Origin of the sequence: Sphingomonas zeicaulis (assembly GCF_050433225.1) — a bacterium.
GTDB classification, from domain to species: domain Bacteria; phylum Pseudomonadota; class Alphaproteobacteria; order Sphingomonadales; family Sphingomonadaceae; genus Sphingomonas_D; species Sphingomonas_D zeicaulis.
In genome coordinates this window covers 327,257-353,649 of the sequence record NZ_JBNPXQ010000007.1, presented here as the reverse complement: position 1 = coordinate 353,649, position 26,393 = coordinate 327,257, and the positions used below count along the sequence as shown (strand labels likewise).

Sequence of the window (26,393 nt, the reverse complement as noted above, 5' to 3'; positions counted from 1 at the left end):
CAGAGACGGGGAGGGCACCGGGTCAGAACCGCATGTCCACGCCCAGCCGCACCGTGCGTGGGCGCAGCGGGGTGATCTGTTCTTCGCGGGTGTAGGTGAAGGGGCTGCCCAGCGAAAAGCGGTTGCCGACGGCATCGAACAGGTTGCTGACGGTCAGCGAGAGGCCGAACCGCTCCCAGCCGAGCCGGCCGAACAGTTGCGTGTCGACATAGTTGCCCTGCGCGATGTCGAGCAGCGGGCCGACGCCCAGCCGAGACTTGCCGACATAACGCACCGAGCCCGAGAGCTTGAGATCGAGATTGTCGCTGAGCGCCGCCCGGTACTCGGCGGCACCACGCGCGCCGAAGCGCGCGACGTTGGGCAGTGACCCCGATGTGGACGAGAGCAGGCCGAGCGTCGGTTCGGTGACTAGACTGTCGTTGAAGAACAATGCCCCGTCGATCTGCAGCCCGGTCGTCAGGCGCCAGCCGATCCGCGCGTCGATGCTGTAGATGCGGCCGTCGCCGATGTTGACGGTAGCGGGCAGCCCCTGATTGTCGATCAGGTCGGCCTGGATGTTCCTCCAACGGGTGTAGGCGAAGGCCAGGCTGGCGTGGACGCTGGTGAGACCGGGGGCGCCGTAGCGGACACCCGTTTCCATCGTCGCCACCTCATCATTGCGGTAGCGCTCGATATAATCGTCGCGGATCGCAAGGCCGCCGGGGCGGAAGCCTTCCTGATAGCGCGCGTAGAGGATGATGTCCGTCATCGGCCGTACCGAGACCGAGACCGAGGGCAAGAAGCTGGAAACGTTGCGCTCGGTGCTCGCCATGTGCGCCGCCATCAGCTTCTCGATCGAGGCTTCCTGCAGGTCGAGGCCCTCGCCGGCGAGGCGGACATGGTTGAAACGCGCACCGCCGGTCAACGTCACGCCCGTCACCGGCTCGACCGAGACTTCGCCGAACGCGGTCAGTTCGGTGGCGAGGTTGCGCACGCCGGTGCGTGGCGACAGATCGCCGAGGTCGCCGAACTGGCGGGTGATGCGCGCGCGGTTGCGGATCACGCTGGCGCCGATCAGCCAGCCATAGCCGCCGTCCATTGCACGGCTGAGCCGCGTCTCGGCAGTGAGCAAACGGGTGCGGTTGCTCTGGTCGAACGCGCGCGCGATGCCATCCTCTGCCGTGCCCACCGGCAGCGGCAGGCTGTCGAGCGGGAAGCGCGTCGGCCAGGTGACAAGGGAGCCGCGCATCGGCAGGGTTGCGTCATAGGTTTCGTCGATGCGGTGGCTGACGATGCCGCCGGTCAGGGTGAAGCGCAGCAGGTCCCATTCGCGCGCGATCGTGACGTCGCCCAGCAGGAAATCATTGCTGAACGGCTGCGCGATGCCGCTGCGCCGGCTGAGCGATGCGCCCCCGCGCGTGGCATATTGGCTGTCTTTGCCATCGATGCGCTGCCAGATGCCGCTGAGGTCGATCGTCCATTCGTCGCCGATCTGCGCCCGCAGCGCGCCGCGCGCGCCATAGGTGCGCGTGCGGTTCACATTGTCTGCGCCGCGCTGGAGGTCGTCGATATAGCCGCCGTCGCTCGCGGCGTAGCCGACGAGGCGCGCGCCGAGCTGGTCATAGACCAGCGGAATGTTGAGCATCGCCGATCCATCGATGCTTTCAGCGCCATGTGCGGTGGCGGAAACGCCCGCCGAGGCCGAGCCCTCGAACAGTTCGAGCTGTGGCGCGTTGCCGACGATGCGAATGATGCCGCCCAGCGATCCGGCACCGTAGAGCGTGCCCTGCGGCCCTTCCAGTACTTCGACGCTGCTGACGTCGTAGAGCCGAAGGTCGGGGTCGGGCGCGTTGTAGTTGAGCCGGGTGTCGCCGAAATATTGCCCCGAGGTCGCCTGCGTCGGCCCGGTGAAGCTAGAATCGGCGATGCCGCGGATGAACAGCTTGTTGCGCCCTGGGCCGATATGCGTGGAGGTGACGGTCGGCACCTGCGCGGCGAGCGCATCGCTGCCGCCGGCAGCGCCGTTCGCCTCGAACACACTGCCCGCCACCACCGTTGCGGTGCCGGGAAAGGCGGGAACCGAAATGTTGCGCTTGCTGGCGGTGACGACGAGATCGGCGATCGGCGCGGTCGGCAGCGCGACCTCCTCCTCGGCGGCCGTGCGCAGCGGGGCCGGGGCGGGGGGCGCGAGCGGCTGCATGCGCCGGATGATCCGCCAGCTCGTGCCGTCGATCGGCACCGCCGCCGCCGTGGTGCCCTCCAGCATCCGCTGCAGCGCTTCCGCAGGGGCCATCCGCCCCTTCACCGCGCGCACGCGGCGGTTGGCGATCACGGGGTCGGCGATGCCGATGCTGATGCCGGTCTGCTGGCCAAGCGCGATCGCCGCGTCGGCCAGCCGGCCCGCGGGGAGATCCACCGGCCGCCGGCCGGAGGACGCATGCGCCGCGGTCGCGCCGGTCAGCGCGACGGCGGTGGCAAGGACGAGCGAGAGGGGTTTCACGGCTTGTTCGTCAGCGTCCACCCTTGATCGTTGCGCTGCACATCGACCCCCAGCAGCGGCCCAAGCCTCGTGAACAGCCGGTCATTGCCGCCTTCCAGCGTGATCACGCCGGTGAAGGGGCGTTCGGCCACGGCGGGTGCTGCGGAAACGCGCAGCCCGGTATTGCGCTGGAGGTCGGCGGCGACCTCGGTCATGCTGGCGCCATCATAGACGAGCCGTCCGCCGCGCCAGCCGGCGACGGCGTCGACCGCGACATCGCCCACCACCGGCGCCCGGCCATCGGCGACGCGCAATTGCTTGCCCGGCGGCAGGCGCACCGCCTCTGCGGCGGGATTGTAGATCACGAGACCCTCGGACACCGCCACCTCCGTGCGCGCGTCGTTCCGGCGCACGTTGAATGCGGTGCCGGCATCCTGCAGCGTCGCGCCACCCGCTTCGACGACGAACGGGTCGCGCGCGTTGTGGACGACGAAGAATGCGGCCTCGCCGGTTTCGAGCCGCGCGAAACGCGGGCGATCCCGATCGGTGACGAGCGTGGTGCCGCCGTTGATCGCGATACGGCTGCCATCGGCGAGTTCGATCGTGCGGCGCTGGCCGGGTTCGGTGCGCACCGTTTCCAACGCGCCGCCGCCGGGCTGCAGCACCGCGTAAGTGGTGACCGCCAGCAGAGACGCCGCGACCATGCCGCCCAGCAGCCGCCGCCGCCCGAAGCGCGCCGGCTCGTCATTGGCGGGCTCGGGCAATGGGGCAGGGGGGGGAACCGGCGCGGGCACGGTTTCGAGCAACGCCGCCGCATCCTCGGCCGCGAGCAGGGCCCGCTCATAGGCGATGTTGTGCGCGCGATCCGCTTCCAGCCACGCGATGAAGCCGTCCCAGTCGGCGAAATCGGAGTCGCGCGTGCGCACGGCCCAGAGGGCCGCTTCGTCGCTGATGCGCTGTTCGCTGATGTTCATCGCCATAACCTTGATGGCGAGACGCCGCCGCCGCGCTCAACCCGCATCCCGTTGCTCCGGATTTTCCGAGTCCGCCTTCAGCGCGGCGAGCGCGCGATACGCTTTCTGCAGATGCTTCTCCACCGCGCTGAGGCTGATCCCCGATTCGGTTGCGATGTCGCGCTGGCCGATGCCGTCGACGCGGTGGCGCCGGAAGATCGCGGAGGTGCGCTCACCCAGCGCATCGAGCGCGGCCTGCACGCGGCGCAATTCGTCCCGCCCGGTCAGCACGCGTTCGGCCGACGGCGCGTCGGACACGCCGGGCTCGGCCCCGTCCGCCGCCTCGCCCCACGCATCCTCGCGCGCGATCCGGCGCACCGCGGACCGGCGGCGATCGAGCATCAGATTGTCGGCGGCGCGATAGAGATATGCGAGCGGCTCGGCGACGGGCACCGCGGGCGGCGCGCCTTCCAGCTTCAGCCACAGATCCTGCAGCAGATCCTCGGCGTCGTCGCCCGCGCCCCGCGCACGCAGAAAGCGCAGCAGCGCCGGCCGCTGCGCCATGAACACGGCCTGCAACCCACCCCCGCTCATGCCGGCACCGATAGGAAATGAGCGGAGACCATGACTGCCGTTACGCGATCCTGCCAAGGGGGTCGAGGCGGCGCCGGGCGGGGGCTGAGACCGCGGGCGAGGCCTGCTCGTTGCGAAGCGGCGGCCCCTTTAGCCGATCCGGAAGCCGTCGCCTAGCCGCCCAAAAGGGCGCCTATCGATCGCGCTGCGCAAGCAATGTTGCGTTTCGGTTAGACCCCGGTCGCGTCAGGCCGGGCATAAGTGCGCCCGACAGGCAGGTGCTGGCTATGTTTGGGGGGCATCGCTGGCATCCCCGTCATCTTAACTGGACCACGCCTCGCTCAATGCCCACAGCCGGTCTGCCAAAGCCGGATCCGCCGCCCATGGCTTCACGCCGCGATGCACATCCGACTCGGCCGACGTCGCCGCCGCGACATCACAATCCTCGCAATAGACGCCGCCCATTTCGTCGAGCTGCGGCGAAACCGCGCACCACACTTGCGTCGCGGCGCCCTGCGCGATCGTCTTCTTGTCGTTCTCGGGGTCGATCACCGGCCGGCCCTCATCGTCCACCGCGCCATAGCGGCGGATGACCTTGATCGGCAGATGGCTCGACAGCGGCGTTATGATCGATCCGGGGTGGACCGAGAAGCCGCGGATACCCTCCGCCCGGCCGCGATCGTCGACGCCGATCGCGAACAGCGCGTTGGCGGACTTGGACTGGGCATAGGCCGCCACCGGATCATAGTCGCGCGCGGTGAAGTCGACATCGTCGAAGTCGATGCCGCCATAGAAATGGCCGCGGGAGGAAACCGACACGATGCGCGCGCCCTCCGCGCGCACCAAAGCCGGCCACAGCGCGCGGGCAAGGCGGAAATGGCCGAGATGGTTGGCAACGAACTGCATCTCATGGCCATCGGCATCGCGCGCCAGCGGCACCGCCATGATGCCGGCGCTGTTGATCAGCATGTGGAGCGGCCGGCCCGAGGCAAGAAACGCCGCGGCGAACGCCTCGATCGAGGCGCGGTCGCCGAGTTCGAGCGGCGCGATCTCCACGCCGGCGACGCCCGCCAGCGCGTCGCGCGCCTTCACCATCGTCCGCGCCGGCACCACGACCTGCGCGCCGGCGCCGGCAAGGCGCCGCACCGTCTCGAGGCCCAGCCCCGATCCGCCGCCGGTGACGATCGCCACCTTGCCGCTGAGGTCATGGCCCGCGATCACCTTCTCGGCGGTGGTGGCGGGGCCGAAACCCGATCCGATGGGCTGCTGTGGGGTCTGCATCTTCAATCTCCTGATCACCGATGAGGCGGAGATAGAAGCGCGTCTGCGAACGACACATGCTTGATCGGCCATGATTATAGCGCGATAGTTCAGAAATGCAGAGTGACCCGCTGTCCGACATCCTCGTCCTGCTCGAAGCGCACAGCCTCGTCACCAACGGCCTCCAGGCCGGCGGCGACTGGGCGTTCAGTTGCCCCGCGCCGGAAGGGCTGAAGTTCGTGGTCGTCGTCGAGGGCCATGCCTGGATCCGGTCGGCGGAGACCGAAGCGCTGCGGCTGGCGCCGGGAGACGTGCTGCTGCTCAACGGCTTCAGCCCCTATGTGCTGGCGAGCGATCCCGCCATCGAGCCGGTCGACGCCGCGCTGATCTTCCAGGATTCTCCCGACGGCATCGGCCGCCATGGCGACACGCCCGACGTGCTGATGCTCGGCGGCCGGGTGCTGCTCGATCGCGCGCGGGGAGACCTGCTGCTGGATGTGTTGCCGCCGCTCGTCCATGTGCCGGCCGAACGCGGCGATGCGGAGGTGGTGCGCTGGCTGGTCGCGCGGCTCGATGCCGAGCTTGCCCGCGGCCGCCCCGGCGCCTCGCTGGCGGCAACGCAGTTCGCCCAACTCATCGTCATCCACATCATCCGCGCGCATCTGGAGGCGGGCGGCGCGGCGGTGAGCGGTTGGCTGCGCGCGCTTGCCGACCGGCGGCTCGCGCCCGCGCTCGATCTGATGCACCGCGAACCCGCGCATGGCTGGCGGCTTGACGAACTGGCGCGCGCGGTCGGCATGTCGCGCACCGCCTTCGCCGTGCGTTTCCGCTCGGTCACCGGAATGACCCCGCTCGCCTATCTGGCGCGCTGGCGGATGCATCTCGCGGATCGCGCGCTGCGCAACGGCGGCCGCACCGTGGCCGATATCGGCCACATGCTCGGCTATGCCTCAGAGAGCGCGTTCGGTGCGGCGTTCAAGCGCGAGATGGGCGTGTCACCCCGCGCTTCGCTCAAGCTCAGTCGAGCTGGCTGACGTCGCGCACCGCGCCGCGGGCGGCGTTGGTGGTGAGCGCGGCATAGGCACGCAGCGCCGCGGACACCTCACGCTTGCGGCCGAACGGCTTCCACGCCTTGGTGCCGCGCGCTTCCATCGCCGCGCGGCGCTCGGCGAGCACCGCATCGTCGAGGTCGAGCTTGATGACCCGCGCCGGGATGTCGATCACGATCGGATCGCCGGTCTCGACCAGCGCGATCAGCCCGCCTTCCGCCGCTTCCGGCGAGACATGGCCGATCGACAGGCCCGAAGTGCCGCCGGAGAAGCGGCCATCGGTGATCAGCGCGCACGCCTTGCCGAGCCCCTTCGATTTCAGATAGCTGGTGGGGTACAGCATTTCCTGCATGCCCGGCCCGCCCTTCGGCCCCTCATAGCGGATGACGACGACGTCGCCGGCCTCCACCTGGTTGCCGAGGATGCCGGCGACCGCCGCGTCCTGGCTCTCATAGACGCGCGCACGGCCGTTGAAGATGAGGATCGATTCGTCGACACCGGCGGTCTTTACGATGCAGCCCTCGGGCGCGAGGTTGCCGAACAGCACGGCGAGGCCGCCGTCCTTGGAGAAGGGATGTTCGGCGGAGCGGATCACGCCCTTCTCGCGGTCGGTATCCAGATCGACCCAGCGTTCGGACTGGCTGAACGCCGTCTGCGTCGGCACGCCGCCGGGCGCCGCGCGATAGAAATCGCGCACTTCGGTGCTGTTGGTGCGGCCGATGTCCCAGCGCGCCAGCGCGTCCGCCATGGTCGGTGCGTGGACGGTCGGCAGCGTGGCGTCGATCAGCCCGCCGCGCTCCAGTTCGCCGAGGATCGCCATGATCCCGCCGGCGCGGTGAACATCTTCCATATGGACGTCGGACTTTGCGGGCGCCACCTTGCACAGGCAGGGTACGCGGCGGGAAAGCCGGTCGATATCCGCCATCGTGAACTCGACGCCGCCCTCGATCGCCGCGGCGAGCAGGTGGAGCACGGTGTTGGTCGAGCCGCCCATCGCGATATCGAGGCTCATCGCATTCTCGAACGCGCCGAAGCTGGCGATCGTGCGCGGCAGCGCGGTGACGTCATCCTGCTCGTACCACCGCTTGGCGAGATCGACGATCAGATGCCCGGCCTCGCGGAACAGCTTCTCGCGATCGGCATGGGTGGCGAGCACCGAACCGTTACCGGGCAGCGACAGGCCCAGCGCCTCGGTGAGGCAATTCATCGAATTGGCGGTGAACATGCCCGAGCAGGAGCCGCAGGTGGGGCAGGCGGCGCGCTCCACCGCCTTCACTTCCTCGTCGGTATAGCTGTCGTCGGCGGCGACGACCATCGCATCGACCAGATCGAGCGCGCGCTTCTCGCCCTTCACCACGACCTTGCCGGCCTCCATCGGGCCGCCCGACACGAATACGACGGGGATGTTGATCCGCATCGCCGCCATCAGCATGCCTGGCGTGATCTTGTCGCAGTTGGAGATGCAGACGATCGCGTCCGCGCAATGCGCATTGACCATATACTCGACGCTGTCGGCGATTAGTTCGCGGCTCGGCAGCGAATAGAGCATGCCGCCATGGCCCATCGCGATACCGTCATCGACGGCGATCGTGTTGAACTCCTTGGCGACGCCGCCCGCCGCTTCGATCTCGCGCGCGACGAGCTGGCCCAGATCCTTCAGATGAACGTGGCCGGGCACGAACTGGGTGAAGCTGTTGGCGACGGCGATGATCGGCTTGCCGAAATCCTCATCCTTCATCCCTGTCGCGCGCCAGAGCCCGCGGGCACCCGCCATGTTGCGGCCGTGGGTGGTGGTGCGGGAACGGTAGGCGGGCATGACGGACTTCCTCGAGCGGCTGGGCCTGCGGCCGAATCACATGTTTCGAATCACACGACGCCGCGTGCGGACGCCCGCACACGGAATCGGCGCCTTTTGGACCCCGCCGGATGCGACTGCAAGCGGCGCAGACCCAAGCATCTCTTGGGTTCCGCAAAGCTCAGGCTGCCAAATCATGCTGCCGCCCGATGCAGCGTTGACACTGGCTGCGGTTCTGCCTATTCGGCCCGCCTTCGACACTGCCCTGTCGTCTAATGGTAAGACTACGGACTCTGACTCCGTCAATCGAGGTTCGAATCCTCGCGGGGCATCCATCGCTTCAGCGCTGATGACCGAGATCGCCCCAGCCGTGTTGCGCGCAACTTCGGTCCAGCGGAAAAGCCCGACCTGCGCGTTCCAGCCAGCGACGATTTAGCGCACGCGAAAGTGCCGGGCATCAGGCGCTCTCCGGCACAACCCCGATATCGCATTGTCGTGAGAAGTGCTTGCGATCTTCACAACGCGCAGGGGCGTCGCGCCACGAGTACCGTACGGCGCGCGCATCCGCAGCGGAAAGACGTATCCCGGCGGCTCAGTAAGGGCGTGAGCGCATGTTCCCGGTATCGGGATCGACAGGATCTTCGCCGGCCATGGCCTGCCAGGCCTTGCGGGCGCCGTATTGAACCGCCCAACCGAGCGCGAAGGTGGCGACGATCGGCACGAGGCCGCGGATCACGCTCTCCGCCACGCTGCCGGCGATCGCTCCCTTGATGCCGCTGTCACCATCCTGCCGGTCGATTGCCGCTCCGATGAGGGCGCCGAGTAGATTGGCCATTGTTCGTCTCCTTCGATTCGCAAGCGGGCAATCGCACCTGCGGGAAAGGCTCTCGCGTGCCGAACGCCGGCTGCTGCTGCCATCGGCCTAGGGAAACCCGCGATCGGCAAAGAAGCTCCATCCTCAGCGACGTCGCGTCTCGTCGATGCCGCGGACCTTCACGTCGGCGCATCCGCACATCGGCAATCGACAGCCAGCCGCCGCCGTGGGGCAGCCGCCGGCCGCCCCACCTTGCTCCCCCCGCTCCCACAGGATACGCTTGCAACCAAGTACCGGCGGGATCTGTCCCGTCGGAGAGCAGAAGTGATGCACGGCATGGTCAAGCCCTGGGCTCCCGCGCCGCGTTTTGCCGGCAGCGGGCCGGCGGCAGCGGTAAGGTCGTCGGCGGTGCCGACGGCAGCTCCGGTTTCGATGGGGCGGCGAACCTACGCCGCGCTCGATCTCGGCACCAACAATTGCAGGCTGTTGATCGCGCGCCCGGCGAAGGACGGGTTCGTCGTGGTCGATGCCTTTTCGCGAATCGTTCGGCTGGGTGAGGGGCTGGCGGCGACCGGCCGCCTGTCCGACGCGGCGATGGATCGCGCGGTCGCGGCGCTTTCGATCTGTGCGGACAAGCTCAGGCGGCGGCATGTCCATCTCGCCCGCTCGGTCGCGACCGAGGCGTGCCGGCAGGCAAAGAATGGCCAGGAGTTCGTCGAACGGGTGCGACGGGAAACCGGCATCGCGCTGGGCGTGATCAGCGCCGAGGAAGAGGCGCGGCTGGCGGTGCTCGGCTGCCACGCGCTTCTGGAGCCCGGCGAAGGCCATGCGCTGGTGTTCGACATCGGCGGCGGCTCGACCGAGCTCGTGCTGATCGATCCGCGCACGCCGGTGCCGACCGTGCTCGATTGGTTCAGCGCGCCGTGGGGCGTGGTTTCGCTCACCGAGAGTGAACCCTGCTCCTCGGATGCGCGCGAGGACCGGCTGGCCGCCTATGAGCGCATGCGCGAGCGCGTCCGCAAGAGTTTCTCCCGCTTCGCGCCGCGGCTGCCGCAGTATGAGGAGGGCCGCAATCCCGGGCGCCTGCTCGGCACCAGCGGCACGGTGACGACACTCGCCAGTCTCCATCTCGGCCTTTCCAGCTATGATCGCGCCGCGGTCGACGGGCTGATCGTGCCGGCAGAGGCGATGCGCGCGATCAGCGGGCGGCTGGCCGGCATGGGTGCGAAGGAACGTGCAACCTTGCCCTGCATCGGGCAGGAGCGTGCCGATCTGGTGGTCGCCGGGTGCGCGATCCTCGATGAGATTCTCGCGATCTGGCCGGCGCACCGTCTAGGCGTCGCAGATCGCGGCATAAGAGAAGGCATATTAAGGTCACTGATGGCGAACGACGGTAACGCGGCATGAGCAGAGGCGGAGGGATGGGGCGTCAGCGCGTCCGCACCGCGCGGGGCCGCACGGCGCAATCGACGCGCTGGCTCGAACGCCAACTCAACGACCCCTATGTGCGCAAGGCCAAGGCGGAAGGGTATCGCAGCCGCGCGGCCTACAAGCTGATCGAGCTCGACGAGCGCTTCAACCTGCTGCGCGGCGCGCATCGCGTGCTCGATCTCGGTATCGCGCCGGGGGGCTGGTCGCAGGTGGTGCGCAAGCGCATCCCCAAGGCGCGGGTGGTCGGCATCGATCTGCTGCCGACCGATCCGATCGAGGGCGTGGAGATCATGCAGCTCGACTTCATGGCAGACAATGCGCCGGCGCTGCTCTCCGAAGCGCTCGGCGGCCCGGCCGATCTGGTGCTGTCGGACATGGCGGCGAATACCGTCGGCCACCCCCAGACGGATCATCTGCGCACGATGGCGCTCGTCGAGGCCGCGGCGGAATTCTGCGCCGAGATCTTGGCGCCCGGCGGCGCCTTCGTCGCCAAGGTGTTTGCGGGCGGCACCGATCATGCGCTGCTCGCGCAGCTCAAGCGTGACTTTACCACAGTCAAGCACGCCAAGCCCCCGGCAAGCCGCAAGGACAGCTCTGAATGGTATGTCATTGCGCAGGGATTCAAGGGGCGGCCTGAACCGCAGACGACGGAAGAATAGCGGGATGGCGCTGTGCACATGGGCCATTGCCGTCCGCCGCAATTCGTGATGTTATCTCATTCCACAACAGGTGGGAGAGACGATATGCGTGCCCGCACCATGGCTTCTGACCCGTTCGCCCCGCTCGGCGGGATCAACACAACACCCTTGATCGACGTGATGCTGGTGCTGCTGGTGATGTTCATCATCATCATGCCGCGCGCGACGCATGAGGTTCCGATGAACCTGCCGCAGGGGTCAGGCAAGGCGGACGACGCACCCACCCATATGCTGCAGCTCGACGCGGCGGGGGCCTTGCAGTGGGACGGTCAGGCGATCACGCCTCAGGCATTGCCCGCGAAGCTCGCGGCGATGAAAGCCGGTCCGACAGCGCCCAAGCTGATGATCAAAACCGATGGCGACACGCCTTATCTGCGCTTCGACCAGACATTGTCGGTAGTCGACAAGGCCGGCATCGACCGGCTGGGCTTCATCGGAAACGAGCGCTTCGCGCACGCGATCGATTGATCCCGAGACGATCGCAGCAATACGTGGCGACCGGCGACACGCGCCGGCCGCCACCTAAGTATTAACCGCAGCGCAGGTTTCCGCGATCGATCTCGCGACCGATCAGAGCGCCGAGACCGGCGCCGGCAATCGTACCGCCCGAACGGTCATAGCCGCCATCGACGCTGCGACCCAGCAGCGCGCCCAGCGCGGCGCCGGCGATCAGGCCGGTGGTGCCATTGGAGCGGCGGCAATAATAGCGTCCGTCACGTCCGCGCCAGTAGCGTCCGCCATAGCTCGCACCGTAATAGCCGCGGTTGTAGCCGCCGCCATAATAGCCCCGGCCATAATAGCCGCGGTTATAATAGCCGCGCCCGTAATAACCCCGGTCGCGCCAGCGCCGATCACGCCAGCGATCATTGCGCCAGCCATCGCGATAGCCGCGACGGTAGTTGCGATAATCACGCCGGTTGTCGCGGCGATAATCGCGTCGGAAGTCCCGGCGATCGCGTCGCCAATCGCGGCGGTCGCCGCGGTCACCCCGCCAGTGGCGGTCACGGGTCTGTTGATAATAACCCCTCGCTGGAGGGTCGGCGAGTGCAGGCGTTGCCGGCACCGCCATCACCGCAATTAACGCAGCGATGAATGTCTTGCGCATGACCATACTCCTTCGCACGCATGACTGGAACAACGGCGACACTTTGCGACAGGTTGCATGAACCTGAAACTACGGCACGTTCAGCCATTGTAAGGGGAACGGCCGTCGATCCTGCTTGTTGGTGCTCGGCAGCAAGAAGGAACTGACCATGGCAGGCCCTGAAGATTTTGACGAAGACGCGCCGGAAACCAACAGCGAACAGGCAGATGAAGGCCAGGCGCAGGACGTCGCCGACGATGCGCGCTACGTCGATACCGACCTTTCGGAAGAGAGCGAACATGGCGGCCGGCCCAATCCCGGCGCCGTAATTCCCGACGACACGCCCGATCTGGTCGACAAGATGAATGAGATGGTCCGCAGTGGCCGCATCGACAATGATGCCTATGCCGGCGAACCGCAGCATGATGACGAGGAAGATATCCTCGGCGAGACGGATGACGAGGATGAGGATTGAGTGAAGCAAACCCCCTCCCCTCCAGGGGAGGGGCTTGTTTTCACACCAACAACCCGATCGCGTGCAGCGTCAGCCCCACCAGTCCGCCGACCAACGTGCCGTTCACCCGGATATATTGCAGATCGCGCCCGACCGCGTTTTCGAGTCGGTTGGTGATCGTCTGCGCATCCCAGCCGCGCACCGTGTCCGACACGAGCCGGACGATGCCGTCGCCATAGCTGGCGGTCGCGCCCACCGCGGCGCGGCGGGCGAAGCGATTGATCGTGCGGCCGAGGTCGGCGTCCTGCTGCAGGGTCGTGCCCAGCTGGGCTAGCGCCTCACCGAGCTTGCCTGCCAGCGCCGCATCGGGATCACGCGCGGCCCTGAGCATCGCCTGGCGCGCCTGTTCCCACAATCCGTCGATCCAGCGTTGCATTGCCGGATTGGCGATCATCTCCTCCTTGATCGCGGCGACGCGCTCCCTGAGTGCCGGATCACGCTGCAGGTCATGGGCAAGGTCGGCCAGCGCGTCCTCGGCGCGGATGCGCAGCGGATGGCCGCTCTGCTCGCTCATTTCCGTCAACAGCCGTTGCAGCCCGTCGACGATCGCATTCGACAATTTTTCGTCGAGCCCGGTCCAGCGCATGATCGAGCCGGCACGGTCGTGTACCATCGCCCGAATCAGATGCTCATTGGCGTCGAGCGCGCGTGAGGCCCAGCGGATGAAGCCGTCGAGCAGCGGCACGTGGCGGTCGTCGGCGATCGCGGCGGCCAGCGCCTGGCCCAGCACCGGCGCTGCGTCGAATGCACTCAGCCGTTGCGCCAGCATCGATCGCACCATCCCGCCCAGCCGCGCCTGATCGAGCGCCTCGAGGATGTCGGCAGCCAGGCGAGAAGCGCCGCGGCGCAGCCGGCCCTCGCCACCGACATCGGGATTGGCGAGGAAGCGGCCGGCGGCGGCGGCGATATCCAGCTTCACCATCCGGCGCGCGACCACAGATGGGGTGAGGAAATTATCCTTGAGGAACAGGGCCAGCGTGTCGCCGATACGGTCCTTGTTCCGCGGAATGATTGCGGTGTGGGGGATCGGCAGGCCCAGCGGGTGACGGAACAGCGCGGTCACCGCGAACCAGTCGGCAAGCCCGCCGACCATCGCCGCTTCCGCAAAGGCGCGGACGAAGCCCCAGGCGGGGTGGCCGGCCTCGAGGCTGCGCGCGGCGACGTAGACCGCCGCCATCACCACCAGCAATCCGGTTGCCACCATGCGCATCCGCGTCGCCCCGTTCTGGGCGAGACCGCGCCGGTCGAGGCGGGGGGACGAGGATGCGCTCACGCGGTCAAGAATGAACCGCAGGCGAAATGGTTCACTCTGCGGGGTGGGCCTGCGGCGATTCTTCGCCGCCATTGGTCAGCAGCTTGCGCAGCTTCGGCCCCAGCCAGTTCTCGAAGCCTACGGCCAGGCTGAAACCGGCCGGCACGATCACCAGCGTGAGGAAGGTCGACAGGATCAGGCCGCCGATCACGAAGATGCCCATCGGCGCGCGCCAGCTGCCGTCTCCGGACAGGCTCAGCGCGATCGGCAGCATGCCCGCCACCATCGCGACCGTGGTCATCACGATGGGCTGCGCGCGCTTGTGGCCGGCATCGTTGATCGCGTCCTTCTTTGGCACGCCCGCCGCCATTTCCTCCAGCGCGAAATCGACCAGCAGGATCGAGTTCTTGGCGACGATGCCGAGCAGCATCAGGAAACCGATCATCACCGGCATCGACAGCGGGTTGCCGGTGATGTGCAGCGCGAGCAGGCCGCCGAGCGGGGCGAGCGCCAGCGATCCCATGTTCACCAGCGGCGGCAGCACGCGCTTGTAGAGCAGCACCAGCACCGCGAAGACCAGGAAGATGCCCGATGCCAGCGCGATGAAGAAATTGGTCAGCATCTCCGCCTGGAACTTGGCATCGCCCAGCTTGGCGCGTTCGACGCCCTGCGGCAGGTTGGCGACTGACGGCAGCGCATCGATCTTGGGCTGCGCGTCGCCGCTGACGAGGCCGGGGGCGAGGTCGGCACCGATCGAGATGCGGCGTTCCTGGTTGTAGCGGCGAATCGCGCTTGGGCCGGCGCCGAAGCCGATGTCGGCGACCACTTTCAGCGGCACCGATCCGCCGTTGGCGGTCGGCACCGGCAGGTTCTCGATCGTCGAGAGGCTGCGCCGACTGTCTTCCGCCAGCGCGACGCGGATCGGGATCTGCCGGTCGGAGAGCGAGAATTTGGCGACGTTCTGGTCGATGTCGCCCAGAGTCGCGATACGGATCGTCTGGCTGAGCGCAGAGGTCGTGACCCCGAGGTCGGCCGCGAGGTCGAGGCGCGGCTTGATCGTGATCTCGGGGCGCTGGACGTCGCCGTTGATCCGAGGCGCGCGGACCTCGCGCAACGTGCCGAGTTCCTCGACCACCTTCAGCGCGTGGTTATAGAGCTTTTCGGGGTCGCTGCCGACAAGCGTGATGTTCAGGTCACGCCCGTTGAAGCCGCCCTGCGACTGGAAATTCACGCGGGCATCGGGAATGTCGGCGAGCAGCGGCGCGGTCTCGCGCTCGAATTCCACGCTCGTCCGCTTGCGATCCTTGTGCAGGGTCAGGAAGATATTGGCCTCGCCGACCTCCTCGATGTCGGCAAAGGCAGCCGCGACCTCGGGCTGTTCGCGCAGCAGCGCGGAAACGCGGTTGGCGGTGTCGAGCGTCTGCTTGAGCGTAGAACCCGGCGGCATTTCGATCGACACCTGGCTGTAGTCGGTGTTGATCGAGGGCTGGAAGGTCATCGGCAATGTCGCGATCGCCGCCGCGGTAGCGAGCAGCGCGCCGACGCCGATGCCCATCGTCGCCCACCGGTAGCGCAAGGTCCACCCGAGCACCGCCATGTACCAATCCATCAGGCGGCCTTCGCCATGGCTGGCGCTGCCGTGCGCCTTCAGGAAATAGGCCGCGACCATCGGCGTGATCATGCGCGCAACGGCAAGGCTCATCAGCACCGCGACGACCACGGTGAGGCCGAAATTCTTGAAGAACTGGCCGGAGATGCCGGGCATCAGCCCCACCGGCAGGAACACCGCGACGATCGACATCGTCGTCGCCAGCACCGCGAGGCCGATCTCGTCGGCGGCATCGATCGAGGCCTGGTATGCCGATTTGCCCATGCGCATGTGGCGCACGATATTCTCGATCTCCACGATCGCATCGTCTACCAGCACACCGGCGACGAGGCTGAGCGCGAGCAGGCTGATGCCGTTCAGCGACAGCCCCATCAGGTCCATGAACCAGAAGGCGGGGATCGCCGAGAGCGGGATGGCGAGCGCGGAAATCACTGTCGCGCGCCAGTCCCGCAGGAACAGGAACACGACGAGCACAGCGAGGACCGCGCCTTCCCACATTGCGCTCATCGCGGAATGGTACTGGCTCTTCACATAGTCGACGGTGGTGAAGAGCTGGGTGAACTTGACCTTGGGGTTCTCCTTACGGAGCTTGTCGATCACCTTCATCGCATTGTCGTAGACGGTGACGTCGGAGAAGCCCTTCGACTTGATGATCGCGAAGCTCAGCACCTGGCGGCCGTTCATCGTCGAAAGCGCGCGCTGCTCCGCATAGAGATCGCGAACGTCGGCGATGTCCTTGAGCTTCACCGTGCGGCCGCCGCCGATCGCGATCTGCCGCTCGCCCAGCGCATAGGCATTCTCGGCATTGCCCAGCACGCGCACCGACTGCTCGGATCCCGCGATCTCGGCGCGGCCGCCGGCGGCGTTGAGGTTCATCTGGCGGAGCTGCGCATTGACCTCCACCGCGGTGATGCCGAACGATTGCAGCTTGGCGGGATCGAGGATGATGCGGATCTCGCGGCTGACGCCGCCGCCGCGGCGCACCTGCGCCATGCCCTCGACGTTGAGGAGCCGCTTGGCGACGGTATCGTCGACGAACCAGCTCAATTCCTCCAGCGTCATGTCGACGGCTTCCACCGACATATAGGCCAGTGGCCCGCCGGAGATATCGATGCGTACGACCTGCGGTTCGAGGATGCCGTCGGGCAGGTCACCCCGAACCCGCGACACCGCCTCGCGTACGTCGTTCACCGCACGGTCGACCGGGGTACCGATCACGAACTGCACGGTCGTGTTGGAGGTGCCTTCACCGACGTAGGAGGTGATCTCATCCACGCCGGTGATGCCGCGCACCGCCGCCTCGATCCGCTGGGTTACCTGCGTCTCGAGTTCGGTCGGCGCGGCGCCCGGCTGGCTGATGATGATCTGCGCGGCGGGGAATTCGATGTCGGGATTGTCGTTCACGTCCATCCGCATGAACGCGACGATGCCCGCCAGTGTCAGCGCGACGAACAGCACGATCGGCGGAACCGGGTTCCGGATCGACCAGGCGGAGATGTTACGAAAGTTCATGATCGACCGCCTTTGCCCCGCCTGTCGTTCTTCAACCCGCCGCCTTCGCGCGGACCGGTTCCACCTTGTCGCCCGGATTGAGGAAGGCGCCCGCGGAGAGCACCACCTTCTCTGTGCCGTTCAGCCCCGAAAGCACGGCGATGCCGGTGTCGGTAACGCCGCCGGTGGTCACGTCACGCCGGGCCACCGTGTTGTCTGGATTGACGATATAGACGTAATTGCCCTTCTGGTCGCTCAGCACCGCCGATTCCGGCAGCAGCGGCGCTTCGGTCGAACCGCTGCTGATCGAGGCATGCGCGAAGCCTCCCGGGCGCAGCGCCTGGTTGTAGGGCAGCGCGATGCGCACCGTGCCCTGCCGGGTCTGCGCATCGATGATCGGCGCGAGCTGCCAGATCTTGCCGGAAAAGCTGGTGCTGGTGCCGACGGGGGTGACGGTGGCGCCGAGGCCTACCGACATGCGCGCGAGATCGCCCTCGGCTAGCCGTGCGAGCAATTCCATCTCGCCGCCCTTCGCCATGCGGAACAGCGCGCCCGAGCCGGAGCTGACGACCATGCCCGGCTCGGTCGCGCGGGTCAGCACGAGGCCGGCGGCAGGCGCGCGAATGTCGAGGCGGCCGGTGCGCGCACGCGATTCGCCGAGCTGCGCGCGGGCGACGCGGACGCGGGCGACCTCGGCGTCGCGCGTCGCGGTCAGCCGGTCGACGTCGGCGGTGGAGATGAAGCCGCGCTTCACCAGCCGCTCGGCGCGTTCGAGGTTGGATTGGGCGAGGCGGGCATTGGCGTCCGCCACCGACACCGAGGCGGCAAGCTGGCTGTTCTGCTGGGCGAGTACCGCGCGGTCGATCGTCGCCAGCACCTGGCCGGCGGCAACCCACTGGCCGGGCTCGACATAGACCGCGGTCACCATGCCGCCTTCGCCCTGCACGCCCACCGGCATCTCACGGCGCGCGGCCAGCGTGCCGGTGGTCGAGATCATGCGATCGACGGTCTGGCGACCGGGAACGACCACGGTGACGGTGGGCACCTGCTTGGCGTTCGGCTTGTCCGCCGCGGTGCCATCCTTCTTGCCGGTGAACGCCATCACCGCCGCGATCACGGCGATCACCGCCAGCGCGGCGACGATCCATGGCCAGCGGCGACGCGGCCGTGGGCCTGCATCGACAGCATCGTCGCCACCGACCCCACGGTCGAAATTCCGCTCGAAATTCATGCCGCTCACTTCCCGCCCTGTCTAACCGGATGACGCTGGATCATCGGCGACTGTATTACCGTAATAACTCACCGGTCTCAAGCCGCCATCAAGCGCGCCATATTCGGCGTTCTTAAGCGGCTTGCCTACGGCAACACGGCCGCTCAAGCGTGGCTCGACGAACGACGGGCTTTTCTGCGAACGGCATTGGAGCGGCCGGGGCGGAACCGCACGGGGGCGGGGGCGTTGGCCAGGCGATGGTCGCGAATCGGGAAAAATCCGGATGCTGCTCTACCCGGATGGCACCGTCACAGGCGGGCGGCATCATGCGCATGCTATGGCTGAACGCCGGCCGACGAGCATGTTCAGAAAGGGTGCAGCACGCCGGCGCCACAGCGGGCCGGTGATCGCAACGGGGCCCGTCCGGGTCGAAACCGAAGGAAGTCATGCCATGAAGTCCCTCTCTTCCGCCTTGTTCGCACCCCTGATGTTCGGGGTCGCGGCGGTGTCTTTGGGCGCCGTTCCGGCGGCGGCGCAGACGGTGAATGTTCCGATCCAGACAATTTCCGGCACGCGGCTCGACGTCTCGGCGCGCGGTGCCGTCACCCGGGTGCCCGATCTCGCGACGATCAGTGCAGGCGTCGTTACCCAGGCGGCCACAGCCGACGTGGCGATGCGGGACAATGCGACAAAGATGGCGGGCGTGCTCGCCGCGCTCAAGAAGGCCGGCATCGCCGAGCGCGACGTCGCCACTGCGACGCTCAGCCTCAACCCGCAATATCGCTATGCCGAAAACCAGCCGCCGGTGATCACCGGCTACCAAGCCTCGAACAGCGTCACCATCCGCTTCCGTGACCTGACCAAGGCCGGCTCGATCCTCGACGCGCTGGTGCGCCAGGGCGCAAACCAGATCAACGGCCCGAGCCTGTCGATCGACAAGCCCGAGGCGGCGCTCGACGAGGCGCGCCGCGCCGCGATCAAGGACGCCCGCGCCCGCGCCGAGCTTTATGCGGCCGCAGCGGGTCTGCGGGTGAAGCGCATCCTGACGATCAGCGAATCGGCGGATTACGGCCCGCCGGTGCCGATGTACGCGGCGCGTGCGATGAAGGCCGAAGCTGCCGACACCCAGGTGGTTCCGGGTGAGCAGGACGTGTCGGTGGTCGTCAACCTGAGCTTCGAGCTGGAATAAGCCGCTAAAACCCCGCAGGCTGCGGCCATCCGGGGGCGGTGAGGGCGAGCGCCTTGAACAGCGTTCCCATCGCCTCCCCCCCGGTCAGCCGCGCGCGGGCGGCAGCGATCTCCGCCGCGCGTGCCGGCTGGGCGCGGCCAAGCGCGGCGCTGCGCGCACCGATTCCCAGCGCCTCCAGCCATCCGCCCTGGCTGACCACTCCGCTCGCCGTCACGCCAGCCCGGCGCGCGGCCGTGGCGAGCGACGCGAAATCGACATGCGCGGTCAGGTCGCGCTCGCCGGGCGCCTCGAACGGGTCGGCGAAGCGGTGCGCGCTCAGCGCCTGCAGCGTGTCGCCCGCCGCCGGCCCCTCATAGCCATAGTCGATCGCGATCATCGCGCCGCCCTGCGCGGCCAGCCGCCGCGCCAGCGCATCGATGATCGCCACCGCGGCGGGGCAGGATTCGACGATGCTGCCCTCGCCCGCGCCCAGCAGCCCGGCGGGCACCGCGCTGTCGAACGGCACCGTGCCGGGCAGCGGCACGAAGCGGCCTTCGCGGCGACCGACCAGCAGTTCGCGCCAGCCGGCAGCGGTGCGCATCAATTGGCGGATCGGCAGCGCGTCGAAAAATTCATTGGCGACGATCAGCAGCGGCCGGTCGTCGGGCAGGCTCTCCACCCCTTCGTGCCAGGTCGCGTCAGGCAGCCGGCTGTGTTGCGCGGCGATCAGGGTCGGGCTGGTCTCGACGAGATGGACGGGGGGCGCGAGCCCCGCCGCGCGCGCGGCGCGCAGCGCATCCACCGCCAGCGTGCCGCGCCCCGGCCCCAGCTCCACATAATGCGCCGCGGGGCGCCCGGCGCGATCCCACAGGTCGGCGAGCCACAGCCCGGTCAGTTCGCCGAACATCTGGCTGATCTCGGGCGCGGTGGTGAAATCGCCCGCAGCCCCCAGCGGATCGCGCGTCGCGTAATAATGGGTATTGGCCGCCGCCATGAACTGCGCAACCGGGATCGGCCCGGCCCTGTCGATCATCTGCGCCAGCCGGTCGGCCAGCGATGTGCCGCTTCCCGCGCTCATCGCCGCCCGATCAGGCGACGCTCGTCGTCCCGGCGACCGGCTCCACCCGCTTGCGGCGCCCCTTGGCGGTCACGATCAGGAAGAGGCCGCCCAGGATCATCGGCACGCACAAGGTTTGCCCCATAGAAAGGCCCCAGGAGAGATTCTCCAGCCCCGCGTCGGGCTGGCGGAAATATTCAACGAAGAAGCGGAACGCGCCATAGCCGGTCAGGAAGATGCCGGTGAGCTTGCCCGGCTGGTAGCGCGCGTCGGTCTTCCAGAAGAACAGCGCCAGGATCAGGAACAGCACAACGCCCTCCAGCCCCGCCTCGTAGAGCTGGCTGGGGTGGCGCGGGATCGGGCCGCCCTCGGGAAACACGATCGCCCACGGCACGTCGGTGGGGCCGCGGCCCCACAGTTCGCCGTTCACGAAATTGGCGAGGCGGCCGAAGAACAGCCCGAACGGCGCGCAGCAGGCGACATAATCATGCACGCGCAGCCAATCGAGCTTCTGCCGCCACGACATCCAGATGATCGCCAATGTCACGCCGAGCACGCCGCCGTGGAACGACATGCCGCCTTCCCACAGCTTCAGCACTTGCAGCGGATAGACCAGCATCTCGGGCTTGTAGAACAGCACATAGCCCAGCCGGCCGCCCAGGATGATGCCCAGCGTGGCGTAAAACACGAAGTCATCGGCATGGCGCCGCGTCATCGGTGCGCCGGGCTGCGCTAACAGCCTCAGCAGATACCACCAGCCGATGACGATGCCGGCGATATAGGCCAGCGAATACCATTTGATCTGGAAGATACCGAGATCGAGCGCCACCTTGCTCAGCCCCAGCGATTCGAACTGGATGGCGGAACTGGCGGCGGCGGTGAGCGACAGGATCAAGGCTTTTCCCTTCGATTTCGCGCCTTCATAGTGGCGCCAAACGACAAGACCAAGAGGAAGGAGAGGGATATGCCTTCTGCACTCGACCTGCGGATCGAGTCGGCTGCCGACGCGCTGACCGCGGCGGACGGCCCGCTGCCGGTGGCGACGCTGCCGACACGCTTCGGCGTGGCGCTGCCCGTGATCGCGGCGGCCCCGCCCACGCTCACCGCCTATTTCGCCCATTTCTGCGGGCTCCACGGCGATGCCGACTTCCTCGTCAACGGTGAGGAGCGGGTCAGCTTCGCGGCCGCTCATGCCGCCGCTAGCCGCGCCGCGCACGCGCTCGCCGGGCGCTTCGGCGTGCGCAAGGGCGATCGCGTGGCGATCGCGGCGCGCAATGGCAGCGCCTGGATCATCCTCTACATGGCGGCCCTGATGGCAGGCGGCGTCGCGACCTTGCTCAACGCGTGGTGGCAGGGCGACGAACTGGCCGACGCGATCGAGGATGCCGGCGCGGTGCTGCTGTTCGCCGATCCGGCCCGTGCCCGCCGAATTGCCGATGCCGGCCGTGGCGCGCCGGTGACCGTCGTCATCGACATGGCGCTGCCGCTCGATGACGCGCTCGCGCCGTTGTTCAACGGGGCAGACGCGGCGACTGCTGCATTGCCCGCGCTCGCACCGGAGGATGATGCGACGATCCTGTTCACCTCGGGCTCCACCGGGCGCAGCCGGGGTGCGATCAGCGACCATCGCGCGGTGGTGCAGGCGACCTTCTCCTACCTCGCGCAGACATTGATCGTGCTGCAGATCGCGACCGAGGACGGCGATGCGCCGACCCGGCCGCCCGCGACCCTGCTCAACCTGCCGCTGTTCCACGTCACCGCCGAGGTGCCGGTGATGCTGCAGAGCTTCGCGCTCGGCCGCAAGCTTGTGCTGATGCCGCGATGGGATGCTGCGGAGGCGATGCGGCTGATCGAGGCGGAGCGGATCACCTATTTTGTCGGCGTGCCGCTGATGAGCTTTGAGATCATGACGCATCCCAACCGGCATCGTTATGACCTGTCGTCCTGCCGCGATTTCGCCGCAGGCGGTGCACCGCGCCCGCCCGAACATGTCGGTCGCATCGCGCGCGAGATCGCCGGTGCACGCCCGCTGATCGGCTATGGGCTGACTGAGACCAACGCGGTCGGCTGCGGCAATTTCCGCAGCAATTATCTCGACAAGCCGCAAAGCACCGGCCGCGCCTCCCGCCCGCTGGTCGACATGGCGATCCTCGACGATGCCGGCCGGCCGGTGCCGCAGGGCCACCGCGGCGAGGTGTGCTTTCGTACGATCTGCAACATCCGCGGCTATTGGGGCGATGCGGCGGCGAGCGCGGCTCTGTTCACCGACGATGGCTATCTGCGCACCGGCGATATCGGATTCGTCGATCCGGATGGCTATCTATTCATCGTCGATCGCAAGAAGGACATCATCATCCGCGGTGGCGAGAATGTGAGCTGCCAGGAGGTGGAGGCCGCGCTTTACGGCCATCCCGACGTTGCCGAGGTGGCGGTGTTCGCGGTGCCCGACGAGCGGCTGGGCGAGGCGCCGGCGGCGGCGGTACATCTGCGCAAGGGCACCACAGTCGATGCGGCGGGGCTGGTCGCCTTCCTCGAACCCCGCCTCGCGGCGTTCAAGATCCCGTGCCGAATCTGGATCGAGCCCGATCCGCTGCCGCGTCTGGGCACCGAAAAGATCGATCGGGTGGCGCTGAAGGCGCGCTACGCCTCGGTTCCTGCCTGATCGGCAGGACAAGCGGCTTCATTTGCCCGGCGCATCCGCCTATCTGGCAGCGATGACCTCTCTTTTTCGCCGCCGCCGATGCCGATCGACCGCCGCCGGCTGCTGATCGGCGGCGGCGCGGGTGTTGGCCTGCTCGTCGGCTGGCTCGCCTGGCCGCGGCGCTATCCGCCCAACCTCACGGCCGGTCCGGGAGAGGCCGTGCTCAACGCCTGGCTGAAGATCGGCGTCGACGGGCGCGTGATGGTGGCGGTGCCGCAGGCCGAATTCGGGCAGGGCAGCTATACCAGCCTCGCGCAGATCGTCGCGGACGAACTGGGGGCGGACTGGCGGACGATCGGCGTCGAGGCCGCGCCACTCAACCCGCTCTATGCGAATCCGCTGCTCGCCGCCAGGTTCGGGCTCGTACCGGGCGCGGATCTCGCCGCCCGCCTCGGCAGCGCCGCGGCGGACGAATATGCCGAGACGGTGGCGGAGCGCGAACTGCTGATGCTGTCCGGCGCGGGTACCACCATCCGCGGGTTCGAGGCGCGCTGCCGCGCGGCGGGCGCCGGCGCGCGGGCGCTGCTCTGCAAGGCGGCGGCGAACCGCTGGAAGGTGGATTGGCAGGCTTGCGACACGCTCGAAGGGTTTGTCGTGCGCGGTGAGGATCGCATCCGTTTCGCCGATCTTGCCGCCGAGGCGGCGACGCTTGGCCTGCCCGATCCGATTCCTCTGCGCGAAGGCGATGAGAATCGGCTGACCGGCAAGCGCGTGCCGCGCATCGACCTGCCGGCGAAGGTCGATGGATCTGCCAATTATGCCGGCGATGTCCGCCTGCCGGGGCTGGTGCATTGCGCGGTGCGTCGCGGCCCGCGCGGCGACACGCGATTGGCGGCGATCGACAAGACAGCGGGCGAACGCATCACCGGTGTGCTCTCAGTGATCGAGCATGAGCGCTGGGTGGCGGCGGCGGGCACCAACTGGTGGGCGGCCAACCGCGCGCTCGATGCGATGCGGCCGCGCTTCGAAACGCACGGGCCTCTGGCGAATAGCGGCGCGATCGAGGCCGCACTGGCGACCGCGCTCGGTGGCGCCGGTCACCGCATTGCGGAGAAGGGTGATCTGTCGGCCGCCTTCCGGGGGCAGCAGGTACTGACCGGCGAATATCGTGCGCTGCTGGGGGTGCATGCCGCCGCCGAGCCGCCGGCGGCCACCGCCGAACTGGCCGATGGCACGCTGCGGCTGTGGATCGCCACGCAGGCTCCTGCCGCTGTCCGCCGCGCCGCGGCCGTCGCTGCCGGGCTTGCCGAAGAGGCGGTGGTCGTCCACCCGATGCTTGGCGCCGGCGGCTTCGGCGACGGTTATGAGGTCGAGCTCGCCGGCCAGGCCGCCCATCTGGCGCTGCAACTCAAGCGCCCGGTGCAGGTGCGCTGGTCGCGCGTCGAGGAATTTCTGCAAGACAATTATCGCCCCGCCGCGTCGGCGCGGATGGCGGCGCGGCTCGACGATCGGGGCCAGATCCTCGGCTGGCAGGCGAAGATCGCGATGCCGGCCACGGTGCGCCAGTTGCGCGCGCGGATGGGTGGCCTGCCGGCGCACGCTGCACTCGTCGAAGCCCGGACCAGGGCAGACGCGCTGGCGATCGAGGGCGCAGTGCCGCCCTATGCCATGGGGGCGTTCGCGATCGACCATCATCCGGCGGATATCGGTGTGCCGGCGGGCTATTGGCGTGGCGGCGGCCATGCGCTGACCAGCTTCTTCACCGAATGCTTCATCGATGAGCTGGCGCGGGCACGCGGGATGGACCCGTTCGACTTCCGCCTGCCGCTGCTCGCCGGGGAGCGGCGGCTCGCGCATTGCCTCTCCACCGTCGCCGCGCTGGGCGGATGGGATGGCGGCGGCGCGGGGTCGCACCACGGCATCGCCTGCCACAGCATGCGGGGCAGCCATGTCGCGTTGTTCGCGGAGGCGCATCTCGAAGGCGCGCGGCGTATCAGGGTGGACCGGCTGGTTGCCGTGGTCGATTGCGGACGGATGATCCATCCTGATCTCGTCCGTCAGCAGGTGGAAAGCGGGCTGGTGACCGGCATGGCCGACGCGCTGGGTATGGCGACCTATATCGAGGGCGGGCTGGCGACGGCACGGCGGTTGCGCGATCTCGCAATGCCGCGGCTGGCGGACATGCCCGAAATCCAGGTGGAACTGGTGATGAGCAATGCATTGCCGGGCGGCGTCAGCGACATCGTCGCCCCAGCGGTGGCGCCGGCGATCGCCAATGCGCTGCGCGCCGCAACCGGGCGGCGTGCGCGCACCTTGCCCCTGATCATGATGGAGAATGCGAAATGACGGCGGGCAAGATCGGGGTGCTGCTCACCAATCTGGGCACGCCCGATGCGCCGGAACCGGCGGCGGTGAAGCGCTATCTGCGCGAATTCCTGTCAGACCGTCGCGTCGTCGAGATCCCGCCGATCGCGTGGCAGCCGATCCTGCGCGGCATCATCCTCAACACCCGCCCGGCCAAGTCGGCACGCGCTTATCGGGAAGTGTGGACCGAGGCCGGCTCGCCGCTGGCGGCGATCACCCGCGCACAGGCCGAAGCGTTGCAGGCGATGTTCGGCGATGCAGTGGTCGTCGATTGGGCGATGCGCTATGGCCAACCGCCGATCGCTGCGCGGATCGATGCGCTCATGGCGAAGGGGTGTGACCGGATCCTGCTCGCGCCGCTCTATCCGCAATATTGCGCGGCGACGACCGCGACCGCCAACGATGCGGCATTTCGCGCACTCGGGGCGCTGAGGCTCCAGCCAGCGGTGCGCACGGTGCCGCCCTGGTATGACGATCGCGCCTATATCGACGCGCTCAAGGCATCGGTGGAACAGGAACTCGCCGCGCTCGATTTCGCGCCGGACCTGATTCTCGCCAGCTTCCACGGCATGCCCCAGCGCACGCTGGATCTCGGCGATCCCTATTATCATCAATGCGTCGAAACCACGCGGCTGTTGGCGGCAGCGCTCGACCGACCGGTGGAGATCGCCTTCCAGTCACGCTTCGGCCGCTCGAAATGGCTGGAGCCTGCTACCGACGCGACGCTGGAGGCGCTGCCCGCGCGCGGCATCCGCCGGGTGGCGGTGCTCTGCCCCGGCTTCGTCGCCGACTGCCTGGAGACGCTGGAAGAGATCGCGCTGCGGGGCCGCGACAGCTTCCTTGAGGCGGGCGGGGAACGCTTCGCCTATCTTGCGTGCATGAATGACACCCAGTTTGGAATGAATTTATTACACGCAGTGGTGATGCGTCAGCTTGAAGGCTGGATTGGTCCTTCGTAGAGCCGCGCTGCTG

At 67.9% G+C, this 26,393-nt stretch carries 21 protein-coding genes and 1 tRNA gene; 10 read left to right on the top strand and 12 right to left on the bottom strand.

Annotation, left to right across the window (positions count from 1 at the left end; translation table 11 throughout):
* Positions 1-22: 22 nt before the first annotated feature.
* The 4 genes from FHS96_RS21925 to FHS96_RS21910 all read right to left on the bottom strand — a co-directional run bounded on the left by FHS96_RS21925 (position 23) and on the right by FHS96_RS21910 (position 5,265).
* Positions 23-2,479, bottom strand: a complete 2,457-nt coding sequence (locus tag FHS96_RS21925) for a TonB-dependent receptor (RefSeq protein ID WP_429596848.1) — start codon at positions 2,477-2,479, stop codon at positions 23-25.
* A complete protein-coding gene (locus FHS96_RS21920; protein ID WP_429596845.1) occupies positions 2,476-3,432 on the bottom strand; it encodes a FecR family protein in 957 nt (318 codons plus the stop codon). Before FHS96_RS21920 ends, FHS96_RS21925 begins: the two co-directional genes overlap by 4 nt.
* Positions 3,433-3,468: 36 nt before the next feature.
* Positions 3,469-4,005, bottom strand: coding sequence for an RNA polymerase sigma factor (locus FHS96_RS21915; RefSeq protein WP_429596842.1), 537 nt, complete (start codon positions 4,003-4,005; stop codon positions 3,469-3,471).
* 300 nt (positions 4,006-4,305) lie between these two features.
* A complete protein-coding gene (locus FHS96_RS21910; RefSeq protein ID WP_429596839.1) occupies positions 4,306-5,265 on the bottom strand; it encodes an oxidoreductase in 960 nt (319 codons plus the stop codon).
* Positions 5,266-5,360: 95 nt separating this feature from the next.
* Here FHS96_RS21910 and FHS96_RS21905 point away from each other — a divergent pair, with 95 nt between their 5' ends.
* A complete protein-coding gene (locus FHS96_RS21905) occupies positions 5,361-6,278 on the top strand; it encodes an AraC family transcriptional regulator (RefSeq protein WP_429596836.1) in 918 nt (305 codons plus the stop codon).
* On the opposite strand, the gene ilvD is transcribed toward FHS96_RS21905, so the two are convergent.
* Positions 6,262-8,109: a dihydroxy-acid dehydratase gene (ilvD, locus tag FHS96_RS21900; RefSeq protein WP_429596833.1), complete on the bottom strand. Its 1,848-nt coding sequence runs from the start codon at positions 8,107-8,109 to the stop codon at positions 6,262-6,264. The genes FHS96_RS21905 and ilvD overlap by 17 nt on opposite strands.
* 240 nt (positions 8,110-8,349) lie before the next feature.
* Here ilvD and FHS96_RS21895 point away from each other — a divergent pair.
* Positions 8,350-8,423, top strand: a tRNA-Gln gene (locus FHS96_RS21895).
* Between the two features lie 257 nt (positions 8,424-8,680).
* Here the strand turns inward: FHS96_RS21895 and FHS96_RS21890 are convergent.
* The gene (locus FHS96_RS21890; protein WP_429596830.1) at positions 8,681-8,923 is read right to left on the bottom strand and encodes a hypothetical protein; all 243 of its coding nucleotides are present in this window, start codon (positions 8,921-8,923) and stop codon (positions 8,681-8,683) included.
* A 315-nt stretch (positions 8,924-9,238) separates the two neighbouring features.
* Here FHS96_RS21890 and FHS96_RS21885 point away from each other — a divergent pair, with 315 nt between their 5' ends.
* Genes FHS96_RS21885 through FHS96_RS21875 form a run of 3 tightly spaced genes read left to right on the top strand, consistent with a single transcriptional unit; the run spans position 9,239 to position 11,499 of the window.
* Positions 9,239-10,309 carry a Ppx/GppA phosphatase family protein gene (locus tag FHS96_RS21885; RefSeq protein WP_429596827.1) on the top strand — a complete coding sequence of 357 codons (1,071 nt, stop codon included), beginning with the start codon at positions 9,239-9,241 and terminating at the stop codon, positions 10,307-10,309.
* Positions 10,306-10,992 carry an RlmE family RNA methyltransferase gene (locus tag FHS96_RS21880; RefSeq protein ID WP_429596824.1) on the top strand — a complete coding sequence of 229 codons (687 nt, stop codon included), beginning with the start codon at positions 10,306-10,308 and terminating at the stop codon, positions 10,990-10,992. The genes FHS96_RS21885 and FHS96_RS21880 overlap by 4 nt, the downstream gene beginning before the upstream one ends.
* Before the next feature lie 18 nt (positions 10,993-11,010).
* Positions 11,011-11,499, top strand: coding sequence for an ExbD/TolR family protein (locus tag FHS96_RS21875; protein ID WP_429596821.1), 489 nt, complete (start codon positions 11,011-11,013; stop codon positions 11,497-11,499).
* A 61-nt stretch (positions 11,500-11,560) separates the two neighbouring features.
* Here the strand turns inward: FHS96_RS21875 and FHS96_RS21870 are convergent, their stop codons facing one another.
* Positions 11,561-12,136: a glycine zipper 2TM domain-containing protein gene (locus FHS96_RS21870; RefSeq protein ID WP_429596818.1), complete on the bottom strand. Its 576-nt coding sequence runs from the start codon at positions 12,134-12,136 to the stop codon at positions 11,561-11,563.
* Between the two features lie 148 nt (positions 12,137-12,284).
* Between FHS96_RS21870 and FHS96_RS21865 the strand changes: the two genes are divergently transcribed.
* Positions 12,285-12,590, top strand: coding sequence for a hypothetical protein (locus tag FHS96_RS21865; RefSeq protein ID WP_429596815.1), 306 nt, complete (start codon positions 12,285-12,287; stop codon positions 12,588-12,590).
* Between the two features lie 40 nt (positions 12,591-12,630).
* Here the strand turns inward: FHS96_RS21865 and FHS96_RS21860 are convergent, their stop codons facing one another.
* The 3 genes from FHS96_RS21860 to FHS96_RS21850 form a co-directional block, all read right to left on the bottom strand.
* Positions 12,631-13,839, bottom strand: coding sequence for a DUF445 domain-containing protein (locus FHS96_RS21860; RefSeq protein WP_429596812.1), 1,209 nt, complete (start codon positions 13,837-13,839; stop codon positions 12,631-12,633).
* 94 nt (positions 13,840-13,933) lie between these two features.
* Entirely contained in the window at positions 13,934-17,002 is a 3,069-nt protein-coding gene (locus FHS96_RS21855; RefSeq protein ID WP_429596810.1) for an efflux RND transporter permease subunit, read from the bottom strand.
* A gap of 31 nt (positions 17,003-17,033) precedes the next feature.
* Positions 17,034-18,212 carry an efflux RND transporter periplasmic adaptor subunit gene (locus tag FHS96_RS21850; RefSeq protein ID WP_429596807.1) on the bottom strand — a complete coding sequence of 393 codons (1,179 nt, stop codon included), beginning with the start codon at positions 18,210-18,212 and terminating at the stop codon, positions 17,034-17,036.
* 430 nt (positions 18,213-18,642) lie between these two features.
* Here FHS96_RS21850 and FHS96_RS21845 point away from each other — a divergent pair, with 430 nt between their 5' ends.
* Positions 18,643-19,380, top strand: coding sequence for an SIMPL domain-containing protein (locus FHS96_RS21845; RefSeq protein WP_429596804.1), 738 nt, complete (start codon positions 18,643-18,645; stop codon positions 19,378-19,380).
* 4 nt (positions 19,381-19,384) lie between these two features.
* Here FHS96_RS21845 and FHS96_RS21840 read toward each other — a convergent pair whose 3' ends face one another.
* A complete protein-coding gene (locus FHS96_RS21840; RefSeq protein WP_429596801.1) occupies positions 19,385-20,437 on the bottom strand; it encodes a class I SAM-dependent methyltransferase in 1,053 nt (350 codons plus the stop codon).
* 10 nt (positions 20,438-20,447) lie between these two features.
* Entirely contained in the window at positions 20,448-21,311 is an 864-nt protein-coding gene (gene lgt / locus FHS96_RS21835; protein WP_429596798.1) for a prolipoprotein diacylglyceryl transferase, read from the bottom strand.
* 69 nt (positions 21,312-21,380) lie between these two features.
* Here lgt and FHS96_RS21830 point away from each other — a divergent pair, with 69 nt between their 5' ends.
* From FHS96_RS21830 to hemH, 3 genes are all read left to right on the top strand, one after another.
* Positions 21,381-23,078 (top strand): class I adenylate-forming enzyme family protein, encoded by a 1,698-nt coding sequence (locus FHS96_RS21830; protein ID WP_429596795.1) that lies wholly within the window; start codon positions 21,381-21,383, stop codon positions 23,076-23,078.
* A 78-nt stretch (positions 23,079-23,156) separates the two neighbouring features.
* Positions 23,157-25,403 (top strand): molybdopterin cofactor-binding domain-containing protein, encoded by a 2,247-nt coding sequence (locus FHS96_RS21825; RefSeq protein WP_429596792.1) that lies wholly within the window; start codon positions 23,157-23,159, stop codon positions 25,401-25,403.
* Positions 25,400-26,380: a ferrochelatase gene (hemH, locus tag FHS96_RS21820; protein ID WP_429596789.1), complete on the top strand. Its 981-nt coding sequence runs from the start codon at positions 25,400-25,402 to the stop codon at positions 26,378-26,380. The genes FHS96_RS21825 and hemH overlap by 4 nt, the downstream gene beginning before the upstream one ends.
* The last annotated feature ends 13 nt before the right edge of the window (positions 26,381-26,393 follow it).

Excerpts from the sequence above, each read along its gene's own strand:
- FHS96_RS21825 (WP_429596792.1), top strand. The coding sequence starts at position 23,157 with ATGCCGATCGACCGCCGCCGGCTGCTGATCGGCGGCGGCGCGGGTGTT.
- FHS96_RS21920 (WP_429596845.1), bottom strand. The coding sequence starts at position 3,432 with ATGAACATCAGCGAACAGCGCATCAGCGACGAAGCGGCCCTCTGGGCC.
- FHS96_RS21855 (WP_429596810.1), bottom strand. The coding sequence starts at position 17,002 with ATGAACTTTCGTAACATCTCCGCCTGGTCGATCCGGAACCCGGTTCCG.
- FHS96_RS21865 (WP_429596815.1), top strand. The coding sequence starts at position 12,285 with ATGGCAGGCCCTGAAGATTTTGACGAAGACGCGCCGGAAACCAACAGC.
- FHS96_RS21850 (WP_429596807.1), bottom strand. The coding sequence starts at position 18,212 with ATGAATTTCGAGCGGAATTTCGACCGTGGGGTCGGTGGCGACGATGCT.
- FHS96_RS21885 (WP_429596827.1), top strand. The coding sequence starts at position 9,239 with ATGGTCAAGCCCTGGGCTCCCGCGCCGCGTTTTGCCGGCAGCGGGCCG.
- FHS96_RS21905 (WP_429596836.1), top strand. The coding sequence starts at position 5,361 with ATGCAGAGTGACCCGCTGTCCGACATCCTCGTCCTGCTCGAAGCGCAC.
- FHS96_RS21910 (WP_429596839.1), bottom strand. The coding sequence starts at position 5,265 with ATGCAGACCCCACAGCAGCCCATCGGATCGGGTTTCGGCCCCGCCACC.
- FHS96_RS21870 (WP_429596818.1), bottom strand. The coding sequence starts at position 12,136 with ATGCGCAAGACATTCATCGCTGCGTTAATTGCGGTGATGGCGGTGCCG.
- FHS96_RS21840 (WP_429596801.1), bottom strand. The coding sequence starts at position 20,437 with ATGAGCGCGGGAAGCGGCACATCGCTGGCCGACCGGCTGGCGCAGATG.
- ilvD (WP_429596833.1), bottom strand. The coding sequence starts at position 8,109 with ATGCCCGCCTACCGTTCCCGCACCACCACCCACGGCCGCAACATGGCG.
- FHS96_RS21830 (WP_429596795.1), top strand. The coding sequence starts at position 21,381 with ATGCCTTCTGCACTCGACCTGCGGATCGAGTCGGCTGCCGACGCGCTG.
- FHS96_RS21860 (WP_429596812.1), bottom strand. The coding sequence starts at position 13,839 with ATGCGCATGGTGGCAACCGGATTGCTGGTGGTGATGGCGGCGGTCTAC.
- FHS96_RS21890 (WP_429596830.1), bottom strand. The coding sequence starts at position 8,923 with ATGGCCAATCTACTCGGCGCCCTCATCGGAGCGGCAATCGACCGGCAG.
- hemH (WP_429596789.1), top strand. The coding sequence starts at position 25,400 with ATGACGGCGGGCAAGATCGGGGTGCTGCTCACCAATCTGGGCACGCCC.
- FHS96_RS21845 (WP_429596804.1), top strand. The coding sequence starts at position 18,643 with ATGAAGTCCCTCTCTTCCGCCTTGTTCGCACCCCTGATGTTCGGGGTC.
- FHS96_RS21915 (WP_429596842.1), bottom strand. The coding sequence starts at position 4,005 with ATGAGCGGGGGTGGGTTGCAGGCCGTGTTCATGGCGCAGCGGCCGGCG.
- FHS96_RS21875 (WP_429596821.1), top strand. The coding sequence starts at position 11,011 with ATGGGCCATTGCCGTCCGCCGCAATTCGTGATGTTATCTCATTCCACA.
- FHS96_RS21880 (WP_429596824.1), top strand. The coding sequence starts at position 10,306 with ATGAGCAGAGGCGGAGGGATGGGGCGTCAGCGCGTCCGCACCGCGCGG.